The organism is Brucella sp. MAB-22, assembly GCF_025908475.1.
Lineage (GTDB): Bacteria > Pseudomonadota > Alphaproteobacteria > Rhizobiales > Rhizobiaceae > Brucella > Brucella anthropi.
This window is the reverse complement of sequence record NZ_CP109782.1, coordinates 1739022-1761450: the sequence shown is the minus strand read 5'-3', so window position 1 is coordinate 1761450 and position 22429 is coordinate 1739022. Positions and strand designations below refer to the sequence as shown.

Below are 22429 nucleotides of genomic sequence, written 5' to 3'. Positions count from 1 at the left end.
TCCGAGGTTAGGCAAATTTTCCCTTGTTTAGCGTGAGATCGATCCACCCGCAATGCGCTGGCTGTCAAAGGCTTTGCTTAAAGGTCACAAGCTGTGGCTAAAGCACAGCAAATCCCTGTGGAACCTTGCAAACATTGAGGGGCAGACCTACCTTGGCCATAATGTCGGGGCATTGGCCAAACAGGCGCGAAAGCGATTCTGGTGAGCCGGAACCCGTCGCTTTAAATCGATTTTAGAGTACCCCCCAAAGTGTGGAACATTTTGGACAAGGTACATGTGAAAACAAACATGTGGAGCGCTGATCTGGATCAATCAGATCAAGACGTTCCGGGACCGGAGAGAACTTCATGTCACAGCGTCACGCGCCAGTCATAGTCATCGGCTCAGGTCCTGCTGGTTATACCGCTGCGATTTATGCTGCTCGCGCCATGCTGAAACCACTCATCATTGCCGGTCTCCAGCAGGGTGGTCAGCTGATGATCACCACCGATGTGGAAAATTATCCGGGCTACGCCGATCCGGTGCAGGGGCCATGGATGATGGAACAGATGGCAAAGCAAGCGGAAAATGTCGGCTCCGAAATCGTCCATGACATTATTACCGAGGTTGAAACCGCGGTGCGCCCTTTCCGCCTGAAGGGTGATTCCGGCACGATCTATACCTGCGATGCTTTGATCATCGCGACGGGTGCGCAGGCCAAGTGGCTTGGCCTCGACAGCGAGCAGACCTTCATGGGCGGTGGCGTTTCTGCTTGCGCGACCTGTGACGGTTTCTTCTATCGCGGCAAGGATGTGGTCGTTGTCGGCGGCGGCAATACCGCTGTTGAGGAAGCGCTTTATCTTTCCCATATCGCCAAGAGCGTGACGGTCGTGCATCGCCGCGATGGCTTCCGTGCAGAGAAGATCATGCAGGATCGCCTGCTTTCGCGCCAGAACGTCTCGGTGGTCTGGAACAGTGTGATCGACGAAATCCTTGGCACCGAGGCAAAGCCGCCGATGGGCGCAACTGTGACCGGCGTACGCCTCAAGAACGTGGTGACGGGCGAGGCGCAGGAACTCGACACGCACGGTGTTTTTGTCGCTATCGGCCACGCACCTGCGGTTTCTTTGTTCGAGGGCAAGCTCAAGCAGAAGCCGAACGGCTATCTGTGGACTGCACCTGATTCGACGGCTACCGACGTTCCGGGCATTTTCGCTGCGGGCGACGTCACGGACGATATTTATAGGCAGGCTGTGACTGCCGCCGGTTTGGGTTGCATGGCTGCTCTGGAAGCCGAGCGCTGGCTTGCCGCACAGGAACCGCTGCACGAAGCTGCGGAGTAAAGCATTTCCAAGCCAGAAGTGTGAGGCGGTTTTGCGTAAGGTGAATGCGGTGAAAACAATGAGAGGGGATAATCGTGGTCGCTCCGCTCGACTGGGATAAACTGCGCATTTTTCATGCTGCGGCTGAGGCTGGGTCGTTCACCCACGCAGCCCAGACATTGCATCTGTCGCAATCGGCTATCTCGCGTCAGGTGAGCGCGCTGGAGCAGGATGTCGGCGTCCCGCTGTTTCATCGTCATGCACGCGGTTTGATCCTGACCGAGCAGGGCGAAACGCTTTATCGCACTGCACATGACGTGCTGATGAAGCTTGAGAATGTTCGCTCGAAGCTTGCCGAGAGCAAGGAAAAGCCGACGGGTCGTCTTCGCGTGACGACGACTGTTGGTCTTGGCTCCGGCTGGCTGATCGAGCGGATTCAGGAATTCGTCGAGCTTTATCCCGATATCCAGCTGCAGCTGATCCTCGACAATGAGGAACTGGACCTGACGATGCGTCATGCGGATTGTGCCATCCGGTTGCGGCAGCCGCAGCAGCCAGACCTGATCCAGCGCCGGCTGTTCACAGTGCATATGCATGTCTATGCGTCGGCTGGTTATGTTTCGAAATATGGCAAGTTGAATTCGATCGATGAGATTGATCAGCATCGTGTCGTGACTTTCGGTGAACCGGCGCCAAGCTATCTGACAGGCCTGAACTGGCTGGAGATTGCCGGGCGCGCCGATGGCAGTACACGCATTCCGGCGTTGCAGGTGAACAATCTGCTGTCGATCCGTCGCGCTGTGCAGCGTGGCGTTGGCATCGCCGTTCTGCCTGACTATATGGCCGACAAGGAATCCGGGCTGGTGCAGCTTCTACCGGAACTGGAAGAAATACCGTCCTTTGATACGTTCTTCTGTTATCCGGAAGCCTTGAAGAACTCCGCGAAACTGCACGCTTTCCGCGACTTCCTGTTCTCGAAGGCCCGCAACTGGACCTATTGATCGTATCTTACTGTTCATAGAAAAGGCCGCGCTGATCGCCAGCGCGGCCTTTTTGCTTATGGCGTGGCTGGTTACTTGCGTGGCAGCAGGCGCTGCACTTCCTTGGATGCATCGGCAAGGGCGTCTTCCGGCGTGGCGGATTGCTCGACGACGCGCGAAAGATTGTCCACGATGGTTTGCGTCACCTTCACGCCGTTCGAACCCGGGAAGGCATACCACGGGATCATCAGTGACATCTGGCTGAGACCGGCCTTGAACAGCGGATTTTCCGCGTAGAATTTGCCGAGATATTCGTCGGACTTTGCAGCCAATTCGTTGTTCGGCACATAGCCGGTGCCGGGAACGACGACGGAAGCGCCGTAAGGGCCGGCAGCGAACTTGGCGAATTTCCATGCCGCATCCTGCTTGGCCTGATCTTCGGTCAGGATGACGACTGCGTTGCCACCGGTTGGCAGGTGACCCTTTTCAGCATTGATAAGAGGAATTTTGGCAGTGCGCAGATCGAACTTGTCGCCGACATTCTTGATCGTGTTGCGCAGCGCGCCAGTCGTCTGGAACGAGAAGCCGACTTTGCCAGCCGCGAAAGCCTGCTCACCCGCTGCCTTGGTCAGAACCGGCATGCCGCCTTCCTTCACCATGCGGTCGACCAGCTTGAAGGCTTCGAGCCCTTCCGGTCCATCGAAGGCGACCTTCTTCTCGTCTTCGGTCAGCATGGTGCCGCCTGCGCCGAACAGAAGCGCCGAGAACATCCAGTCGTCACCCTGCCAGCGGAAATCAATGCCTTCATTGCCGTTGCCAAGCGCCTTGATCTTGCCGCCGAGCTCGATCACTTCGTCCCAGGTGGTTGGAGGCGTGTCGGGATTGCCGCCTGCTGCCTTCAGGAGATCAGCATTGTAATACATGATCGGGTTTGAGGTCGCGAAAGCAAGACCAACCTGACGGTCGCCAACGCGGGCGAGGCTCAGCAGGTGATCAGTGAAGCCCTGTGCTTCCATGTCGGTTTCTTTTTCGACCAGCGGCTTCATGTCGACGCCGATATTGCGCTCGGCCAATACGCGCAGGCGGTTCAACCCGGTGAAGGTGATATCCGGCATTTCCGACGTTCCGGCCTGACGCATGATCGTCTGGATGCCTTCTTCGTAGGTTGCCGAGGGGCTGACGAAGTTGATCTTGATGTCCGGATTTTCTGCCATGAACTTTCCAGAGATGTCAGCCATGACATCCTTGAAAAAGCCTGGCATCGGATAGTGCACATTCAGCGTCGTTTCGGCAAAGGCGGGCGAGCCGAGACCTGTTGCCATTGCCAGAGCGGCGAGTGCACTGGAAAAGCGTTTCATGTTTGAACTCCTGTGGAGGATGGGAGGGAAGAATTCAGCCCTTGAGGCCGGTGAGGGTGATGCCTTCGATGAAGCGGCGTTGGGCGGCAAGAAAAGCAAGCAGCAGCGGCAGCGTGATGATGAGGGTTGCCGCCATCAACGCCCCATAATCGTCGCCTGCTTCCGCAGCGCGGAAATAGAGGAGGCCCAATGGTGGTGTGGCGCGCTCCATGCCGTTGATAACGATCAGCGGCCAGAACAGATCGTTCCAGTGCGCAACCACCGAGAAGATCGAGAAGGCGGTGATGGCGGGCCAGGCATTGGGTACAATCACCCGCATGACGATGCCCGCCTCTGACATGCCGTCGAGACGCGCGGCGCTGATGAGATCATCCGGCATGGCGCGGAAGAACTGCAGAAACAGGAATATGCCGAAGACCGAGATGAAGAACGGAGCACTGAGAGCAAAATAGCTGTTGAGCACGCCGAGCTGATTGAAGCCGACATAGAAGGGCAATGCGGTGGCATGGATCGGCACGAGCAGGCCGAGCATGACCATCATCATCATAGTACGCTGGCCGCGGAAATTGAGCTTTGCCATGGCATAGGCGCAGGGAATGGCGACCACGACCTGAATGACCAGAATGAGCGCGCAGACGACTACGCCGTTAAACAGCAAAAGCCCCATCGGCACACGGCTGAATGCCTTGGCAAGATTATCCCAGAGCGCCCAGTTGTGCGGGATCAGCGACAGGGAGGACGAGAAAATATCCTGCTGCGACTTTGCCGCCGTCGACAGCATGAAGATGTAGGGCGCGACGAAAAGCAGGGCACCCAGTGAAAGAATGCCGAGGCGAAGCGAACGGGTGAAAGACATGCTGGTTTCCTCAGAGTGGTCTAGTTAAAACGGGATCTTGGTAGCCGCTCTAACTACTTGTTTTTACGCATGTCTTTATCCCAAAACCGGGCCTCGCTTTTGGGAGGCATGCTCTAGTAATGGGTGCGACGGTCCAGCACGCGGAACTGCAACATCATCAGGATCACGAGAACCGCGAGAAAGATCACCGTCATTGCCGAGGCATAGCCGACGCGCAGATAGACGAAGCCTTCCTGATAGATGGTCCAGAGCAGGACTTCCGATGCCTTGTTCGGGCCGCCTTCGGTCAGCGTCTTGACCGTCTCAAACACCTTCACGGCATTGATGATGCTGATCGTCGTGACGAAAAGCGTGGTGGGTCCGAGCAGGGGCCACGTGACCAGCCGGAAGCGTTCCCAGCTGTTTTTCACGCCGTCCACTTCGGCTGCGGAATAGAGTTCTCGCGGAATGGCGGTGAGTCCGGCCAGAAACAGCACCATGTTGAAGCCGACGCTCTGCCATACGCCGATCATCGCAAGGCTGGTCAGAACCGTGTCACTGGAACCAAGCCAATTGGGACCGGCAATACCGATCATGCCCAGCATGGCATTGACGGGGCCGAGTGTCGGATGCAGCAGATATTGCCAGACGGTTGCCATGGCGACGAGGAGCGAAGCGACCGGCAGGAAATAGACCGTGCGGAAGAAGGATTTGCCGCGAACTTCACCTTCGATGAGGAGGGCCACGCCGAGGCCTAGAAAGACGGAGGCCGGTGCCACGATCGCGGTATAGATGGCGGTGTTCTTCAGCGAGACCAGAAACGTCCGGTCGCTGAAGAGTTCGGCGTAGTTTTCCAGTCCGATGAATTCGAAACCGTCATAGCCAAGCTCGAAATTGGTCAGGCTCCAGAAAATGACGGCGGCTGTCGGCAGGAGGATCAGCAGCCCCGTCAGAATGATGGCCGGAGCTGCGAGTTTCCAGGCCAGCCGTTCTTCGCGGCGGCGGGCTTCATCAGCCGCCGTGCGCGCGCTGGTGGCCGCAGGGCCGGATAGCGTAAAATCAGACATGAGCGGCAGCCTTTGCCGGCGATGCAGGTTTGACGATGTTCCCGGCGGGCTGGCGCAGGCGCAAACCATCTTCTCCGAAGAGGTGGGCGTGGCTGGCATCGAAATGCAGGCCCACCGGCAGGCCGACGACAATGTCACGGGCTTGTTCGGGTGTGAGCTTCACAGTGAAATCTTGTGAGGCGCCGGGAGCCTTGAGATAGACCAGTACTTCCGAGCCGAGAAATTCGATCCGCGATACCGTGCCCGCAATGCCTGTCTTGTCATGAGGCTTGAGCTGAAAATGCTCAGGACGAATGCCGATGCGGATATTGGTACCGGAATGGGCGGCGACGTCCTGCAGGATGGGGCGACCGGCAAAATGCACCATGCCGTTGTCGCTGACCAATGCTTCCAGAATATTGATGCGCGGCGTGCCGATGAACTGTGCGACCTCGATATGGCGCGGATCGTTATAGATTGCGGTTGGCGTGTCGATCTGCAGCAGTTTTCCGCCCATCATCACTGCAACGCGGTCGGCCATGCTGAGCGCTTCGGCCTGGTCGTGGGTCACATAGATAGTCGGGACACCGGCGCGGCGATGCAATTCGACGATTTCCGCACGGGTGTGAACACGCAGATTGGCATCGAGGTTCGACAACGGTTCATCCATCAGGAATGCACCGGGCTGGCGGACGAGCGCGCGGGCAAGGGCCACGCGCTGGCGCTGGCCGCCGGACATCTGGCCCGGCTTGCGGTCGAGCAGATGGTCGATCTTGAGGCTTGTTGCGGTTGCCTTGACCTGCTTCTGGATGGCGGCGCGCTTCCTGCGCTGGCCGGGAATGAAAGCGCCGATCATTGGCAGGCGTTCCATGGCGGTCAGATCACGCATTGCAAGCGGCACCGCGATGTTCTGCGCTGTCGTCAGGTGGGGATAGAGCGCGTAGGACTGGAACACCATGGCGATGTTGCGGTCGGCAGGGTGGGCGCCGGTTATGTTACGTCCTGCCAACTCCACGCTTCCTTCATCCGCATGGTCGAGACCGGCCAGAATGCGCAGTAAGGTGCTCTTTCCGCAGCCCGACGGGCCGACGAGGGCGATGAATTCGCCTTCTGCTGCTTCGATGGAAATGCCATCGAGAATGCGATTGCCCCCGTAGGATTTGCCGATGTCGCGAAGGACGAGCGTGCTCACTGGCTTGCCTCCTCAGCGACTTTCTCGCCGTCGCCAGCGTGGTGTGGATAGACTTCATGCACCACGTCATCGATGACATAGGGCGTCAGCTCATCGATGCGGACGATGCTGCTTGTGGCGACTTCATCGAGATCGTGAATGGCGGCTCCGAGGATGCGTTCGCCGGGGAGATCGCGTTCCATCGACCCGACGATGAAGGCTGCGGCAGGCGCCCAGACATAATTCGTTCCGAAGGCGTCGCCCGACCAGGCCCGGTGCAGGTGGCCGCTGGCATGAAGCTGCACATTATACTGAGCGAAGAGATCATAAAGACGTTGGCGCGGGGCAGGGCGAATGCCCCAGTAGCCGCTGTCGCCTTCATCCGGATCGTCCACGAAGAGCGGCTTGTGGGCGAAGACGGCGACGGGCTTGCCATCGCTGTTCTTCAATTCGTCTTCGAGCCACTGGAACTGTTCTGCTTCTTCGGCTTCACCGGAGCCGATGACGAGACTGTTGAGGCCGATGATGCGCCAGTTGCCGAAATTTTCCGCCCAGCGGTCCGGACCGATATGACGACGCCAGCGCATCAGGCGCTGCGGATTGACCGGCTGGTGGCTCTCGGGAAGATGGCCGATATCGTGGTTGCCTGGAAGACTGAGAACACGCGCCGGAAGCTCGTTCAGGCAGGTGCGGCAGAACAGAAGGTCAGCCTCTACGTCTGCGCCATCGACGGTCAGGTCACCGGTGTGAATGACGAGATCGGGCTTTTGCTGATCGATCCAGGCAACGAGCGGTTCCCAGTTGCGATTGAAGTGCGGCTTAATGGGGCTGAGGTGGGTATCTGTAATTTGAACGATCCGCACGGCTACGATCCTTCTCGGGTCTGTCTATTGTCGCAGCACTTTTCGCGCGCTGCACATCCGCCAGGCGCGTCATGCGCGGCGTCTTGCCGGGGCTTTTAGGCGCGTTGTGTGACAGGCCCGCTGCATAGCCGTGACAGTTACATGACATCTGCTTTGAGCGACTCAGAAAGGGCGATTTGCCAAATTTGGAGGCATCGTTGTTTTGTCGATGCTCATGCTTTAGGCGGCTAATTTGCACATTATAATATTACGAAGTAATTCAATTTGCTGTAAGCTTTTGTTTTTAAACAAGTTTCTTGCTTAATCTAGTCATGCGTAAAATGCATAGCTGCATTGCGCTAAAGTCGCATTGCAAAAACAATGGGCAACAGGCATATAAAGATCATCTCAGCGCTGCGTTTCCTCCTCCCATTTGCGCAGGCTGAGTGTTCCCCTCTGGAGGTTTGCCTCAAAGGCACCTTCAAAACTCAAAGCCAGACATTTGTCTGGCTTTTTTTTTTTTTTTGGCTTTTTGCCAAGCCGCCTCTTTTTGTGAGAAATACAGAAACGAAAAAGGGGCCTTTCGGCCCCTTCGTCATTCCATTTTGTTTTGTTTAGCGCAGGCTGGCGCAGAAGCGCTGGATGCGCGTGCAGGCTTCTTCGAGAAGCGCGTCCGACGTTGCATAGGAAATACGGAAGTTTGGTCCAAGACCGAAAGCCGAACCGTGAACGACGGCGACGCCTTCTGCTTCCAGCAGTTCGGTGACGAAGTCTTCGTCGCTTTCGATGACCTTGCCAGCTTCCGTCTTCTTGCCGATGAGGTCAGCGCAGGACGGATAGACGTAGAACGCACCTTCCGGTGTCGGGCACTTGATGCCTTTGGCCTGATTGAGCATCGACACGACCAGATCGCGACGGGCCTGGAAGATTTTCTTGTTTTCCGGAATGAAATCCTGGGTGCCGTTGAGTGCTTCGACTGCGGCCCACTGTGCGATGGAGCAGGCGCCCGAGGTCTGCTGACCCTGCACCATATCCATGGCCTTGATGAGCTGCAGTGGTCCTGCCGCATAGCCGATACGCCAGCCGGTCATGGCATAGGCCTTCGACACGCCGTTCATGGTGAGCGTGCGGTCGTAAAGCGAAGGCTCGACCTGAGCAGGCGTCGTGAAGACGAAGTCTCCATAGACCAGATGCTCATACATGTCGTCGGTCAGGATCCAGACATGCGGGTGACGAACCAGAACGTCGGTCAGGGCCTTGAGTTCCGCTTCCGTGTAAGCCGCGCCGGTCGGGTTCGACGGCGAGTTGAAGATCAGCCACTTGGTCTTGGGCGTGATGGCCTTTTCCAGATCGGCGGCGGTCAGCTTGAAATTGTCTTCGATCTTCGTGTTGATGAAAACCGGGTTGCCGCCGTTGATCGCTACCATTTCAGGATAGCTGACCCAGTAAGGGGCAGGGACGATGACTTCATCGCCGGGGTTCAGCGTCGCCATAAAGGCGTTGAACAGAATCTGCTTGCCGCCAGTGCCGACGATGACCTGTTCCGGCTTGTAGTCGAGGCCGTTTTCACGCTTGAACTTGGCAACGATGGCCTGACGCAGTTCAGGAATACCGGCGACGGGCGTGTACTTCGTTTCACCGCGATTGATCGCGTCGATGGCAGCCTGCTTGATATTTGTGGGCGTGTCGAAGTCGGGCTCGCCCGCACCGAGACCAATCACGTCCTTGCCCTTGGCTTTCAGCTCACGTGCTTTCTGGCTGACCGCGATGGTCGCAGATGGCTTTACACGAGAAAGGGCGTCGGCGAGAAATGCCATGATAGATCTCCATAGATGGCAGGCTCTGTTAACCGGCACCGGGCGCGTCCGGTTTTGCGGATTTTCTATGTCCCATCGGCGCAGGAAGCGCAACAGAAGGATTGTGATTTCATCGGCAATTGCTGGATTTCGCAAAAATGTGTTGCCGAAACGAACAGATCCATCAGTAATGCTGACATATTAACGCAACGAAACTGATCGGACCGGGCGATATTGCGCGTCATCCTGCCAGGAGGTCTCGCAAGCTGCGCGTGGCCATTACTTTATAGGCCTCTATCAGCGTCATGCTTTCCTCTTCCGAAACGTCGACGGCGATGCGCATGGTGGATTCGCCAAAATGCATCAGGAGGAAAGCAGTCTCGTCCAGTTGTGCGGACACCTTGCCGGGGGCAATCCGGCGGATCGTATCAGCAAGCAACTGACCATTCTGCCTGCTTTCGGCAATTTCCAGTTTTGACAGGGACTTATCGGTCTGCGTGGCCGACCAGATGTCGCACATTGCCGGTTCCTGACGCATCAGTGCCAGATATTCATCGATCAATGCATTGAACGCGACAATCAGCTCATCGGCAGAATGGGCCGCTGCAAGACCTTCCTCGATGCACTGGCGCGATTGGGCATTGCAGCTTTCAAACAGGTAGCGGATCAGGGCGCTTTTATCGGGAAAATACTGATAGAGCGCGCCAATCGAGATGCCTGCCTGCTGGGCGATCTCACTCATCTTGAGACTGTCGCTGCCTTTGGCGGCGATCAGCGCCGTGGCGCATTCAGCAATGCGACGAATCTTTTCCTGCGCCCGGCTCTGGCTGGGGGTGCGGCGCAGGATCGGTGCACTGGTTGATTCTGTTTCCGTGGCGGAATTCTGCTTCATGGCGGACTCACATTTTTCGCTCTTGACAGAATATGAGAGTTGCTCACATATTGCAAATATGAGGGTTGCTCATATTTTGGGAGACGGAAGATGAATACACATCGTAATGATCGTTATCTGGTGATTGGCGCCAACGGCAAAACCGGCAGGCGTGTCGCTGAGAGGTTGTGGGAGAAGGGGGTGTCCGTGCGTTCTGTGTCGCGGAGTACCGAGGTTCCCTTCGACTGGGCCAACCAATCCACCTGGGCTGCCGCGCTTGACGACATCGACAGTGCCTATGTGTCATACCAGCCGGATCTGGCCTTGCCGGGTGCCGTCGATGCCATTCGCGCATTTCTTTTGGCGGCAAAGAAGGCGGATGTGAAGCATGTCGTGCTTCTGTCCGGGCGAGGTGAGGAGGAGGCGGAAATTGCGGAAAAGGTTCTGCAGGATTCCGGGCTGGACTGGACCGTGTTGCGCGCCAGCTGGTTCATGCAGAATTTCAGCGAAAACTACATGCGGGATGAGCTGCTTTCAGGCTCGCTGACCCTGCCGGTCGGGCCGACGAAGGAACCCTTCATCGATGTTGACGATATTGCCGATGTCGCCGTTGCTGCCCTCACCGAAACGGGACATCGCAACAAGCTCTATGAACTCACCGGCCCGGAACTGTTCAGCTTCAGCGATGCAGTAAGCGAGATTGCCAGGGCGACTGACAAAGACTTGTCGTTCAATTCGGTCTCATACGCCGATTATGAGGCGGCGCTGCGCGAGCAGGCATTGCCGGAAGATGTCATTACGCTTTTGCGCTATCTTTTCGTCGAGCTTTTCGATGGCCGCAATGCCAGTGTGGCACATGGTGTGGAGGAAGCTCTCGGGCGCAAACCGCGCCGGTTTGCAGATTTTGCGCGCAAGGCTGCCATTGAAGGCACATGGGAGGGACAATCATGACGATGAGTTTTCAACTACTTGTTCTGCTGACGGCATGGGGGAGCGCGATTACAGGCGGCATCTTCTATGCGTTCTCAAGTTTCGTGATGGCCGCGCTGGCACGCATTCCGGCCAATGCGGGCATAACGGCGATGCAGTCGATCAATATCACCGTTATCAACGGAACGTTCTTTGCCGCCTTTTTCGGCACGGCATTGCTGTGTCTGGTGATTATCGTACTGGGATTGATGGGCTTTGGAAGCTTGTCGAAATGGGCGGTGATCGGCGCTGCAGTCTATCTTGTCGGCACTATTGGCGTCACGATGGCTTTGAATGTGCCGCTGAACAATCAGCTCGCGGCGATGGATGCCAGTGCCGCCGCGTCGGCCGATGTTTGGCTTACTTATGTGCGCGACTGGACCCTATGGAATCACGTCCGCACCATTGCTGCGCTGATTGCGGCCCTGATTCTGGGCGCGAGCGCGCTGGCAAGGGTGTGAGCAGAAAAGCGGACAAACAAAAAAGGCGGGTCCGAGGACCCGCCTTTTCTCTGCCTTACGGCAAAACTTATGCTGCGACGAGGTTGTCGGCAGACGAACGGCCCGAACGACGGTCCTGTACGATTTCGTACGAAACCTTCTGACCTTCATCGAGCGTGGCCAGACCAGCGCGCTGAACGGCGGAAATGTGGACGAATACGTCCGTGCCGCCCTGATCAGGCTGAATGAAGCCGAAGCCCTTGGTCGTGTTGAACCACTTAACTGTTCCCGTAGCCATGGGAAATTCCTTTGTAACATTAGTAGTAGAGTAGTCCGTATGCTTCGCACACGTCCCTGTGAATCGAATTTATGGACAGGAGATCGTCAGGAAGCACGGCGGGCCGCACGGGTCGCAAAGTCACTTGACCGAAAAATCGATGTGCTAACTATATGCGACAAATTTGACCAATACAAGACAGCTAAAATTGTCAGCTAAAAACTGATTTTACTGAGGCTTTTTGCCATTCCGAGCCCGAGCCGGTTTTGCGCGCTCAATCGGTCGAGCCAGAACAGTCGGAACAGAATCGGGGCGCTTCCGTCGCAGGGCGACATTTCGTAGTGATCCCAGGTTTCAGGTACGGCGTTTCTCAATCGCAGATGAAAGCAGTGGCGGCGGTGAGGCTCTGTCTGCCCCTGTTCGGGATAGTCATAATCGACGGTTTCGAGATGGATCATGCCATCGTCATAGAGGAGGCCGGTTTCCTCGGCGAATTCGCGATAGGCGGCGGCGAGAATATCGTCTCCCGCATCGACCGTGCCGCCCGGCACCTGAAGCGGCGTTTCAGGAAAATCCGGTTCTTCAAAAACCAGAAGCCGGTCGTTCCATGTCGCGTAAATGAGTACTTTGTCGATGGGTTGGATTGTAACGGTCATGGACTTTTCCGGCAGGGTTAGCGTTCAGACCATAATTGCAACGAATGATTTGCGGTAAAACCCGCATATTGTTGTGGGTCATCGCAGCTGGCGCGCGCGAAAAGCGTGTGCTCTCCTATCTTTGACTTCCACGTGACGTAGATATTCAGCATGTTGCAAACATATCTGCAAAATTGAGCGGGCGGATGGGCAGCGAGGCAGGACATGACGTCTGAACCAGACAAGGACAAGACGAAGCGGAGTGCGCCCAAGAAAGAGCGCCGCCGCAAAAAGCCCAGGCGCAGTGTCTCGGAGCGTCTGCGCAAGAGTTCGGCCAAGCTGATTGGTGGTTCTCCGTCACGCGACGGAACCGATCTTTTCTCCCAAGTCTCGATGATGGTGGGAGCCTTTATGGTCTCGCCGGTACGCAATACGCTGATTGCGCTCGGGACCGGTATTTTCGTTCTCATCGTGCTGATCGCCATCGGACAGGTTGCCATCAATCGCTGGAACGAACCCTTCTACGATGCGCTTGCGCGCAAGGATTTGCAGGCTTTCTTCCACCAGCTGATGGTTTTCTTCGGGATTGCGGGCAGCCTGCTTGTGCTCAACGTATCGCAAACCTGGCTCAACCAGATGTTCAAGCTCAAGATGCGCGAAGGACTGGCGCGCGATCTCGTGGGGCAATGGCTGGTGCCGGGTCGGGCATTTCGTCTCGCCAATGCCGGCGAGATCGGCATCAATCCCGATCAGCGCCTGCATGAGGATGCACGTCACTTTGCAGAAATGTCGTGCGATCTTGGGATCAACCTCCTCCAGTCGACCGTCATTCTGGTGAGCTTCGTCGGTGTCCTGTGGTCGCTCTCAAGTGGCTTTGTCTTTCATGTCGCGGGCTACAGTTTCTCCATTCCCGGCTACATGGTCTGGGCTGTCATCATCTACGCGGCCTCTGCCTCATGGCTGACATGGATCGTCGGGCGCAGTCTGGTCAATATCAACGCCAATCGCTATGCGCGCGAGGCGGATTTCCGCGCATCGCTGATGCGGGTCAACGAACATCTGGATGCCATCACCCTGTCGCGCGGCGAAGGGGATGAAAGACGTCGTCTCGATCTGGATATAGATGCGGTTTTGGCCGCAATCCGCAAGATCGTCTATGCGACCACGCGATTGACCTGGGTAACGGCCGGTTACGGCTGGCTGACAATCGTGGCGCCGATCCTCGTGGCGGCTCCGGTCTATTTCGGCGGGGGTCTGACATTTGGCGGGCTGATGATGGCCGTCGGCGCATTCTCACAGGTGCATAATGCACTGCGCTGGTTCGTCGACAATTTCGGGGCGATTGCGGACTGGCGGGCGACGCTGCTGCGTGTCGCGAGTTTCCGTCAGGCGGTGCTGCGCATGGACGAGCTTGGTCATCTGGACCGGCAGATCGATCTTGAGACGAACGAAGATGACAGGCTGACACTGGACGGTGTTTCCATCGCCGCCCCCGATCAGTGCCTGAAGCTCTCCCGCAAGGCTTTTTCGGTAAAACCCGGCGAGCGGGTGCTTGTGACGGGCGGGACCGAAACGCAAAGAACGCTGCTGTTCCGCGCATTGGGCGGGCTTTGGCCATGGGGCGAGGGGCGGATCGGCATGCCGGTTGGCGATGGTGTCGCCTTCATGCCGCGCGCGCCTTATTTCCCGCCGGGCAACCTCAAGGGCGTGATCGTCTATCCGCTTGATATCAAGAAATTTTCTGAACAGGATCTGGAAAATGTCCTGCGGCGTGCCGGGCTTGAACGGCTTTCCACGAGCATGGATCGTGTTGCGCGCTGGGATCGCGTGCTGACGGACGATGAGCGCCAATGTATCGCCTTCGCCCGGCTCATATTGCAGAAACCGCAGTGGATCGTGATCGACGGTGCGCTCGATGGTCTCGATGCTGAAGCCTATGACAGGATTCGTGACATGCTGAACACCGAATTGAAGGATGCAGCCGTGATCCATCTCGGCAAGCCGCATTTGCATGACGGTCTTTTCACACAGCAGATCAATCTGGAAGACGATCCTTCAGGAAAGCCTCTGGAGCTGCCAGCCTTGAAAACAGCATGAAAAAAGCCGCCGGGATGACCGGCGGCTTTTTTGTTTCGGGATGTCTTCAGGCTATCAGCGGAAGTAGTCCTGCAGCGGGCGCACTTCCAGCGATCCGGCCTTGAGCGCAGCGATGGCCTCAGCAGCGGCTTCAGCTCCCGCCATGGTCGTGTAGTAAGGCAGCTTCTGCATCAGCGTTGCGCGGCGGATCGACTTGGAGTCGGAAACCGCACTGGCGCTGTCCGTCGTGTTGAAGACGAGATGAATCTGGCGATTGCGGATCGCATCTTCCACATGCGGACGGCCTTCGATGACCTTGTTGATCTTGGTCGATTCAACGCCGTTGGCTTCGAGGAACTTCTGCGTTCCGCCGGTTGCCATGACCTTGAAGCCGATGCTTGCAAGCTTGCGGACCGCACCAAGCACGCGTTCCTTGTCCTCGTCGCGAACAGATACGAAGACCGTGCCTTCACGCGGCAGTTCAACGCCTGCGCCAAGCTGTGCCTTTGCGAAGGCCAGAGCATAGTCGTAGTCGAGGCCCATGACTTCGCCGGTCGAGCGCATTTCCGGTCCGAGCAGCGTATCGACGCCCGGGAAGCGGGCGAACGGGAACACAGCTTCCTTGACCGCGATATGCGGGCGGGAAGGTGTCTTCGGCTTGCCGCCATAGGCGCCGAGTGCTGCTTCCAGGCTTTCACCGGCCATGACGCGGGCTGCGACCTTCGCAATCGGGGTGCCGACCGTCTTGGCGACGAACGGAACCGTACGTGATGCGCGCGGATTGACTTCCAGAATGAAGATTTCGCCGTCCTTGATGGCGAACTGCACATTCATAAGACCGCCGACATGAAGCGCCTTGGCAAGCGCCGCCGTCTGGCGTTCCAGTTCGGCAACGGTTTCAGGCGAAAGTGTATGCACCGGCAGCGAGCAGGCCGAGTCGCCCGAATGGATACCGGCTTCCTCGATATGTTCCATGATACCGGCGACAAAGCTGTCCTTGCCGTCACACAGGCAGTCGACGTCCACTTCAATGGCTTCCGTCAGATAGGTATCGAACAGAAGCGGGTTCTTGCCGAGCAGCGTGTTGATCTGGCCGGTCTTGTCGTTCGGATACTTGGCCTTAATGTCTTCCGGCACCAGTTCCGGCACGGTGTCGAGCAGATAGTTCTGTAACGAGCGTTCGTCATGGATGATCTGCATGGCGCGGCCACCGAGAACATAAGACGGGCGCACGACAAGCGGGAAGCCGAGGTCGGCTGCGACGAGGCGGGCCTGCTCGACCGAATAGGCAATGCCGTTCTTCGGCTGGTTGAGATCAAGCTTGATCAACAGCTTCTGGAAACGGTCACGATCTTCCGCAAGGTCGATGGCGTCTGGCGAGGTGCCGAGGATCGGGATACCGGCCTTTTCAAGCGCATTGGCGAGCTTGAGCGGGGTCTGGCCGCCAAACTGTACGATGACGCCGTGAAGTGTGCCCTTTTCCTGTTCAACGCGCAGGATTTCCAGCACGTCTTCTGCCGTCAGCGGTTCGAAATAGAGACGATCCGACGTGTCGTAGTCGGTCGAAACCGTTTCCGGGTTGCAGTTGATCATGATGGCTTCATAGTCAGCATCATTGAGCGCAAAAGCCGCATGGCAGCAGCAATAGTCGAACTCGATGCCCTGACCGATGCGGTTCGGACCACCGCCGAGAATGACGACCTTCTTGCGATCCGACACCTCGGCTTCCGAGCGCGGCTGGCCGACGAAAGGCGTTTCATAGGTCGAGTACATGTAGGCAGTCGGCGAAGCGAATTCGGCAGCGCAGGTGTCGATGCGCTTGTAGACCGGATGCACATCGAGTTCGCCGCGCAGCTTGGCCACGTCTTCCGCGTCCTGATCCGTCAGGCTTGCAAGGCGCGCATCGGAGAAGCCCATGGCTTTCAGCATACGCAGGTTTTCAGCGTCCTGCGGCAGGCCGTGTTCGCGGATACGCTCTTCGGTCTTTACGATGGCTTCGATCTGTTCGAGAAACCACGGATCGATCTTCGATGCGTCGTGCACCTGCTCGGTGGTCAGGCCGAGACGCATTGCCTGCGCGACCATGCGCAGACGATCCGGCGTCGGTGTGCCGATGGCAGCGCGGATCGCGTTCTTTTCGTCGCCTTCCTCGATGTTCGGAATGGCGATTTCGTCGAGGCCGGTCAGGCCGGTTTCAAGACCGCGCAGCGCCTTCTGCAAGCTTTCCTGGAAGGTGCGTCCGATGGCCATGACTTCACCGACCGACTTCATGGCGGTGGTCAGGATCGGCGAGGAGCCGGGGAATTTCTCGAAGGCGAAACGCGGGATCTTGGTGACGACATAGTCGATCGACGGTTCGAACGAGGCAGGCGTCGCACCGCCGGTAATGTCGTTATCCAACTCGTCGAGCGTGTAGCCGACGGCAAGCTTGGCCGCGACCTTGGCAATCGGGAAGCCGGTCGCCTTGGAAGCCAGAGCCGAAGAACGCGACACGCGCGGGTTCATTTCGATGACGATCATGCGGCCATTGACCGGGTTGATCGCGAACTGCACGTTGGAGCCGCCGGTTTCAACGCCGATCTCGCGCAGCACCGCAATCGAGGCGTTACGCATGATCTGGTATTCTTTGTCGGTCAGCGTCAGCGCCGGTGCAACGGTGATCGAGTCGCCGGTGTGCACGCCCATCGGATCGAGGTTTTCGATCGAGCAGATGATGATGCAGTTATCCGCCTTGTCGCGGACGACTTCCATTTCATATTCTTTCCAGCCCAGAACCGACTCTTCGATCAGAACTTCGGTCGTCGGCGACGCATCCAGACCGCGCTCGATGATTTCGAAGAACTCCTGACGGTTATAGGCAATGCCGCCGCCAGTGCCGCCGAGCGTGAAGCTTGGGCGGATGATGGCAGGCAGGCCAACAACGTCGAGCGCCTGCGCAGCCTTTGCAAGCGCGTGCGTCATGTAACGCTGCTTGCGTTCGACTTCGCCGAGCTGCCATTCGGTTTCAAGCTTGTCGAGCGCCTTGTCGAGATCGTCACCCGAAAACTGCGCCTTGACTTCGGCGCGCTTGGTTTCGTGGCGCTTGCGGTCTTCGTCCTTGATTTCGGTGGCGTTGGCGAGTCTGGATTCCGGTGTATCGAGGCCAATCTTTTCCATGGCTTCGCGGAAAAGCGCGCGATCTTCCGCCTTGTCGATGGCTTCCGCATTGGCGCCGATCATCTCGACATTGTAGCGCTCCAGCACGCCCATGCGGCGGAGCGACAATGCGGTGTTCAGTGCGGTCTGACCGCCCATGGTTGGCAGCAACGCGTCCGGGCGTTCCTTGGCGATGATCTTGGCGACCACTTCCGGCGTGATCGGTTCGATATAGGTTGCATCCGCCAGATCGGGATCGGTCATGATCGTGGCCGGATTGGAGTTGACGAGGATGATGCGGTAGCCTTCCTCTTTCAACGCCTTACAGGCCTGGGTGCCCGAATAGTCGAATTCACAAGCCTGGCCGATGACAATGGGGCCCGCGCCGATAATCAGGATCGATTTGATATCTGTACGTTTCGGCATGGGCGCTCGTCCTATCTTCTTCGCGCGCATGATCTTGTCCGAAAACCGGTTCCCATTTTCGGGATCATGCTCTTGTTTTACGCATGTCTTTGTCTCGAAACCGCTTCCCACTTTCGAGAGACATGCTGCTTAGCCTGCCAGAAAAGCCCGCACGGTTTTCCGGCGGGTTGGCAGCGTATGAATTCTGTGGGCTAAGCGGGCCTTATAGGCAATCGATTCCGAAAGCGGAACCCCACAAATCGTTTTATTTCAAAGAAAGTGCGGGCATTCACGAAAATTCTTGCCCGCCTCATACTTTCTCTATCAATGTTATGACCGAAACACAGTGCTCGCGGGTCGATCAGGCTTCTGCCTGAGCGACCTTCAGCGATGGTTTGTTGCGCTTTGTGAGCATATGGCCGAGCCTGTTCGACGGTAGTTCGATCAAGCGATAGGAAATCTTTGCTGCGATGATCGCACCAATCACGATGGCAGCCATGCCGGCGATCTCAAGTGTGGGGCCGAGGTTCAGCTTCCGCATCACCGCCCAGCCAAAACCGACCACGAACATATGTGTCAGGTAGAGCGAATAGGAAGTTGCCCCGAGATCGACAAAGAAATTGTCTCGCAGGTCGCCGAGCCAGCGCTCGATGCCCAATGCACCGGCAACCAGTAAAACAGCCGCACCGCACATGATGAGATAAGTGAAGAAGTTGTTGAACGCGACCAGTGGGGTGGAGAAGGTGCCGTAAAGCGCCGCTATGGCGAGGACACCAATTCCGGCCAGCGCCACCGGGGGCAATTTTTCCCACAGGCGGTGTTTTTCCGCTTCGGCCAGCCACATGCCGCACATGAATGTCAGCAGGTTCTTGTGAAGATAGAATGCAGCGATGCTCGCCGATGGTTCGACGAAGAAGCTTCCGATGACACATGCGCCGAAGATACCGGTCAGCAAGATCGTGCGCTGTAAGGCATTTTTGCACCACCAGAACAAGGCGAACACAAGATAGAAGAACAATTCGTAGTTCAGCGACCAGCCGAGTTTGAAGATCGGGCGCCAATCGCTTGGGTCACCCGGTGTGGCGGCGGGTATGAAGAACAGCGATTTGATGAAATAGCCCACATCCGGAACCGTCGTCTTGAACAGTGACGGCAGATAGAGAGCGCAGATGAAAACCGTGATCGTGCAGAGCCAGTAAAGCGGCACGATGCGGAAAACGCGGCGCAGCAGAAAGTCACCGGGCCTGAACGGGCCATCGGCATTGACATAGGCGATGATGAAACCGCTGATGACGAAGAACAGTTGAACGCCGAAAACACCCAGCATCGTGATGGCATTGTTTGTTTCTGCGCGCGGATGCTCGATCGTATGGGCGATCAGGACGGCCGTTGCCGCAAGACCGCGTAATATCTGGATCGAATAAAGCTGTTTTCGATTCTGCATCGTCTATGCCCCCATTGACAGAGCATGCTTTAGCGAATGCCGCGCATTTCCGCAATTACTAGCGTATAGATTGTGGAGGCTTCGCCTTCATGTTTGTGACATTGTGAAGGAAGCCGTCAATTTTTCTAGGATCCCTTCCATTGATGCTTGTTTTGACAGGTTTTGTCTATCGAAGCAGGAGGGGATTTCTATTGTCCAAACTATTGCGAAAGAGTCTTCGTTTGTGATTGACACTGCCATTTACTTTTTATGTTGCCGTGCCAACTCTTTATGCGACAATTACATGTATAGTTTGGTGCTGCTTCGTCGAGAGCGGCACGGTGTAGGGGAGTTGGTCAATGCGCTGGCAAGGCCGTAGGCAAAGTGACAATGTGGAAGATCAGCGCGGGGCGCAGGGCGGTGGCATAGGTGGCGGCTTCGGTCGCGGCGGGGGCCTTGGCGGTCCCGGCTTTCGAATCGTTCGCGGTGGCGGCATTTCCGGTATTCTCATTCTGGTGGTGATGTTCTTCGTGCTGCGTGCGGTTGGTATCGATCCGCTGCCGATCCTGTTCGGCGATGGCAGCATGGGGCCAAGCGTAACCCAGCAAGCCGGTCAATCCGGACGGACCGCTGCCGAGGGGGGCGCGGTTGCCAATGATGAGACAACGCAGTTCGCCCGCACCGTGCTGGCCGAGACGGAAGACGTCTGGAGCGGCATTTTCAAGTCACGCGGCCAGACCTACACGCCGCCGACCATGGTGCTCTTTTCCGGACAGGTTCGTTCGGCTTGCGGCTTTGCTTCCGCGGCGTCCGGGCCGTTTTATTGCCCCGGCGATCGCAAGCTCTACATCGATCTGAGTTTCTATAAGGAACTGGCAAACCGTTTTGGCGCTTCCGGCGATTTCGCACAGGCCTATGTCCTTGCGCATGAGGTCGGGCACCATATCCAGAACCTGCTTGGCATTCTGCCCAAGTTCAACCAGATGCGTCAGCAGATGAGCGAAGCGCAGGCCAACCAGATGTCGGTTCGTGTTGAGCTTCAGGCCGATTGCTTCGCCGGTGTATGGGGTTACTACACGGAGCAGAAGGGTATTCTGGAAGCAGGCGACCTTGAAGAAGCTCTGAATGCGGCACACCAGATCGGTGATGACACGCTGCAGCGCCGTAGTCAGGGTTATGTTGTTCCGGAAAGCTTCAATCATGGCACATCCGCCCAGCGCGCCAAGTGGTTCCAGCGCGGCTTCGATAGCGGCAAGCTGGAATCCTGCGATACATTCAGCGGTGATGTTTAAAGTCGTTCTGATACTGTAGAAAAAGGCGGTTTCGACCGCCTTTTTCTTTGTGGAGGAAAAACGCCCGTTCTTTTTGTCGAAAGCCTGCAATATTCGCCTTGTCGTGAAATAATTTTCCAGATAAATGCATTCGCACCGGCGCGGCCTTTTTCCGATTTGCAAGCGTGACGCTCAATTTTGAGCGGCGATGGCGCGCGAGTTCTCCAATCAACACAATTTATGAATGTTCCACCTTTTCAGTCGTGGAGCATATTTCAGGTGTCCCATGCATGATCCCCAGTTTGTACGGCGGGGCTTGTTACTCGTCTTTATGACACTGTTCCTCGACATTATCGGCATTGCGATCATCATGCCGGTTCTGCCGACTTTTCTCGAAGAGCTGACCGGCGCGGATATCAGCACTGCAGCCGTCGATGGTGGCTGGCTTTTGCTGGTCTATGCCGGAATGCAGTTCCTGTTCGCGCCGATGATCGGCAATCTGAGCGACCGTTTCGGGCGCCGGCCGGTGCTGCTCGCCTCGATTTTCACCTTCGCACTCGACAATCTGATCTGTGCGCTCGCAACCACCTATTGGATGCTGTTTGTCGGTCGTGTGCTGGCAGGCATCAGCGGAGCAAGCTTCGCGACGGCATCCGCCTACATTGCCGATGTCAGCGATGACAGCAATCGTGCGCGCAATTTCGGCCTGATCGGCATTGCTTTCGGTGTCGGCTTTGCGCTTGGTCCGGTGCTGGGCGGCTTGCTGGGGGAGTTCGGTCCGCGCGTTCCGTTCTACGGAGCGGCGTTCCTGTCGTTCATCAACTTCATCCTCGCCTATTTCCTGTTGCCGGAGACGTTGACGCGTGAAAACCGGCGCACCTTCCAGATCGCCCGCGCCAATCCGCTGGGCGCGCTCAAGCAGATGCGAAACTATCCCGGCATCGGCTGGGTGGTGCTGGTCTTCTTCCTGTTCTGGCTGGCCCATGCCGTCTATCCGTCCGTCTGGGCCTTCGTCGGTGCTTATCGCTATAACTGGAGCGAAGCCCAGATAGGTCTGTCGCTGGGGCTTTTCGGTATCGGCGCGGCGTTCGTGATGGCGCTGGTTCTGCCAAGGGTCTTGCCGGTGCTTGGCGAGCGGCGCACGGCGATCACAGGCGTGCTGTTCTCCTGTCTTGGCATGATTGGATACGCCATCGCATGGGAAGGCTGGATGGTTTATGCCGTCATCTTCCTGACGGCGCTGGAAGGTCTGGCCGATCCGCCGCTGCGCAGTATTGCGGCAGGCAAGGTTCCGCCTTCCGCGCAAGGCGAATTGCAGGGTGCACTGACAAGCGTGTCGAGTATTACGACCATCATCGGCCCGCTCATCTTCACGCAGCTTTTCGCCGTGTTCACCGGCATGAATGCGCCGTTCGTCTTCGCTGGAATGCCCTATGCTGTGGGAGCCGGACTGGTTTTTCTGGCACTGGTCATCGTGGTGGCGCGGGTGCGTCCAACGCCCTTGGCCAAGCCCTCAGAGGTTTGATCGATACGGAAAATGAAAAGGCCGGAGTTTTTACTCCGGCCTTTTACTTCGATAATTCTTTTGGATGGCTTAG

The 22429-nt window shown here is 57.1% G+C and carries 18 protein-coding genes and 1 pseudogene; 7 read left to right on the top strand and 12 right to left on the bottom strand.

All coding sequences use genetic code 11. The features are described 5' to 3' along the window. Window positions 1–347 precede the first annotated feature (347 nt). Window positions 348–1322 (top strand): thioredoxin-disulfide reductase, encoded by a 975-nt coding sequence (gene trxB / locus OHI65_RS18025; RefSeq protein WP_125300069.1) that lies wholly within the window; start codon window positions 348–350, stop codon window positions 1320–1322. 74 nt (window positions 1323–1396) lie between these two features. Then, window positions 1397–2302, top strand: coding sequence for a LysR family transcriptional regulator (locus OHI65_RS18020; protein ID WP_010659652.1), 906 nt, complete (start codon window positions 1397–1399; stop codon window positions 2300–2302). A gap of 71 nt (window positions 2303–2373) precedes the next feature. Here the strand turns inward: OHI65_RS18020 and OHI65_RS18015 are convergent, their stop codons facing one another. From OHI65_RS18015 to OHI65_RS17980, 8 genes and pseudogenes are all read right to left on the bottom strand, one after another. Then, the gene (locus OHI65_RS18015) at window positions 2374–3639 is read right to left on the bottom strand and encodes an ABC transporter substrate-binding protein (RefSeq protein ID WP_012091688.1); all 1266 of its coding nucleotides are present in this window, start codon (window positions 3637–3639) and stop codon (window positions 2374–2376) included. Window positions 3640–3673: 34 nt separating this feature from the next. Then, entirely contained in the window at window positions 3674–4495 is an 822-nt protein-coding gene (locus OHI65_RS18010) for a carbohydrate ABC transporter permease (protein ID WP_094513970.1), read from the bottom strand. Between the two features lie 113 nt (window positions 4496–4608). Next, entirely contained in the window at window positions 4609–5541 is a 933-nt protein-coding gene (locus OHI65_RS18005) for a carbohydrate ABC transporter permease (protein WP_125300070.1), read from the bottom strand. Then, window positions 5534–6712 (bottom strand): ABC transporter ATP-binding protein, encoded by a 1179-nt coding sequence (locus tag OHI65_RS18000; RefSeq protein ID WP_125300071.1) that lies wholly within the window; start codon window positions 6710–6712, stop codon window positions 5534–5536. The genes OHI65_RS18005 and OHI65_RS18000 overlap by 8 nt, the downstream gene beginning before the upstream one ends. Then, window positions 6709–7554, bottom strand: a complete 846-nt coding sequence (locus tag OHI65_RS17995; RefSeq protein WP_125300072.1) for a metallophosphoesterase family protein — start codon at window positions 7552–7554, stop codon at window positions 6709–6711. The genes OHI65_RS18000 and OHI65_RS17995 overlap by 4 nt, the downstream gene beginning before the upstream one ends. A gap of 382 nt (window positions 7555–7936) precedes the next feature. Next, window positions 7937–8132 (bottom strand): annotated as a pseudogene (locus tag OHI65_RS17990) (hypothetical protein). A 15-nt stretch (window positions 8133–8147) separates the two neighbouring features. After that, window positions 8148–9350 (bottom strand): pyridoxal phosphate-dependent aminotransferase, encoded by a 1203-nt coding sequence (locus OHI65_RS17985; RefSeq protein ID WP_010659659.1) that lies wholly within the window; start codon window positions 9348–9350, stop codon window positions 8148–8150. Window positions 9351–9570: 220 nt separating this feature from the next. Then, complete coding sequence (locus OHI65_RS17980) at window positions 9571–10221, bottom strand: TetR/AcrR family transcriptional regulator (RefSeq protein WP_125300073.1); 651 nt, start codon at window positions 10219–10221, stop codon at window positions 9571–9573. 90 nt (window positions 10222–10311) lie between these two features. Here OHI65_RS17980 and OHI65_RS17975 point away from each other — a divergent pair, with 90 nt between their 5' ends. Both OHI65_RS17975 and OHI65_RS17970 read left to right on the top strand, forming a co-directional pair. Continuing rightward, window positions 10312–11151, top strand: coding sequence for an NAD(P)H-binding protein (locus tag OHI65_RS17975; protein ID WP_125300074.1), 840 nt, complete (start codon window positions 10312–10314; stop codon window positions 11149–11151). Further along, window positions 11148–11630, top strand: coding sequence for a DUF1772 domain-containing protein (locus OHI65_RS17970; RefSeq protein WP_010659662.1), 483 nt, complete (start codon window positions 11148–11150; stop codon window positions 11628–11630). The genes OHI65_RS17975 and OHI65_RS17970 overlap by 4 nt, the downstream gene beginning before the upstream one ends. 67 nt (window positions 11631–11697) lie before the next feature. Here OHI65_RS17970 and OHI65_RS17965 read toward each other — a convergent pair whose 3' ends face one another. Both OHI65_RS17965 and OHI65_RS17960 read right to left on the bottom strand, forming a co-directional pair. Next, window positions 11698–11907, bottom strand: coding sequence for a cold-shock protein (locus OHI65_RS17965; RefSeq protein WP_006471898.1), 210 nt, complete (start codon window positions 11905–11907; stop codon window positions 11698–11700). 194 nt (window positions 11908–12101) lie between these two features. After that, complete coding sequence (locus OHI65_RS17960; protein ID WP_125300075.1) at window positions 12102–12542, bottom strand: NUDIX hydrolase; 441 nt, start codon at window positions 12540–12542, stop codon at window positions 12102–12104. A gap of 204 nt (window positions 12543–12746) precedes the next feature. Here OHI65_RS17960 and OHI65_RS17955 point away from each other — a divergent pair, with 204 nt between their 5' ends. Then, window positions 12747–14618, top strand: a complete 1872-nt coding sequence (locus tag OHI65_RS17955; protein ID WP_094513962.1) for an ABC transporter ATP-binding protein/permease — start codon at window positions 12747–12749, stop codon at window positions 14616–14618. A 54-nt stretch (window positions 14619–14672) separates the two neighbouring features. Here OHI65_RS17955 and carB read toward each other — a convergent pair whose 3' ends face one another. Together carB and OHI65_RS17945 are read right to left on the bottom strand one after the other, a co-directional pair. Beyond that, entirely contained in the window at window positions 14673–18158 is a 3486-nt protein-coding gene (gene carB, locus OHI65_RS17950) for a carbamoyl-phosphate synthase large subunit (RefSeq protein ID WP_125300076.1), read from the bottom strand. A 340-nt stretch (window positions 18159–18498) separates the two neighbouring features. Further along, the gene (locus tag OHI65_RS17945; protein ID WP_010659666.1) at window positions 18499–19581 is read right to left on the bottom strand and encodes an acyltransferase family protein; all 1083 of its coding nucleotides are present in this window, start codon (window positions 19579–19581) and stop codon (window positions 18499–18501) included. 338 nt (window positions 19582–19919) lie between these two features. Here OHI65_RS17945 and OHI65_RS17935 point away from each other — a divergent pair, with 338 nt between their 5' ends. After that, on the top strand, window positions 19920–20852 hold the full coding sequence (locus OHI65_RS17935; protein ID WP_010659667.1) for a neutral zinc metallopeptidase: 933 nt from the start codon (window positions 19920–19922) through the stop codon (window positions 20850–20852). Between the two features lie 265 nt (window positions 20853–21117). Continuing rightward, window positions 21118–22356, top strand: coding sequence for a TCR/Tet family MFS transporter (locus tag OHI65_RS17930; RefSeq protein WP_094513961.1), 1239 nt, complete (start codon window positions 21118–21120; stop codon window positions 22354–22356). The last annotated feature ends 73 nt before the right edge of the window (window positions 22357–22429 follow it).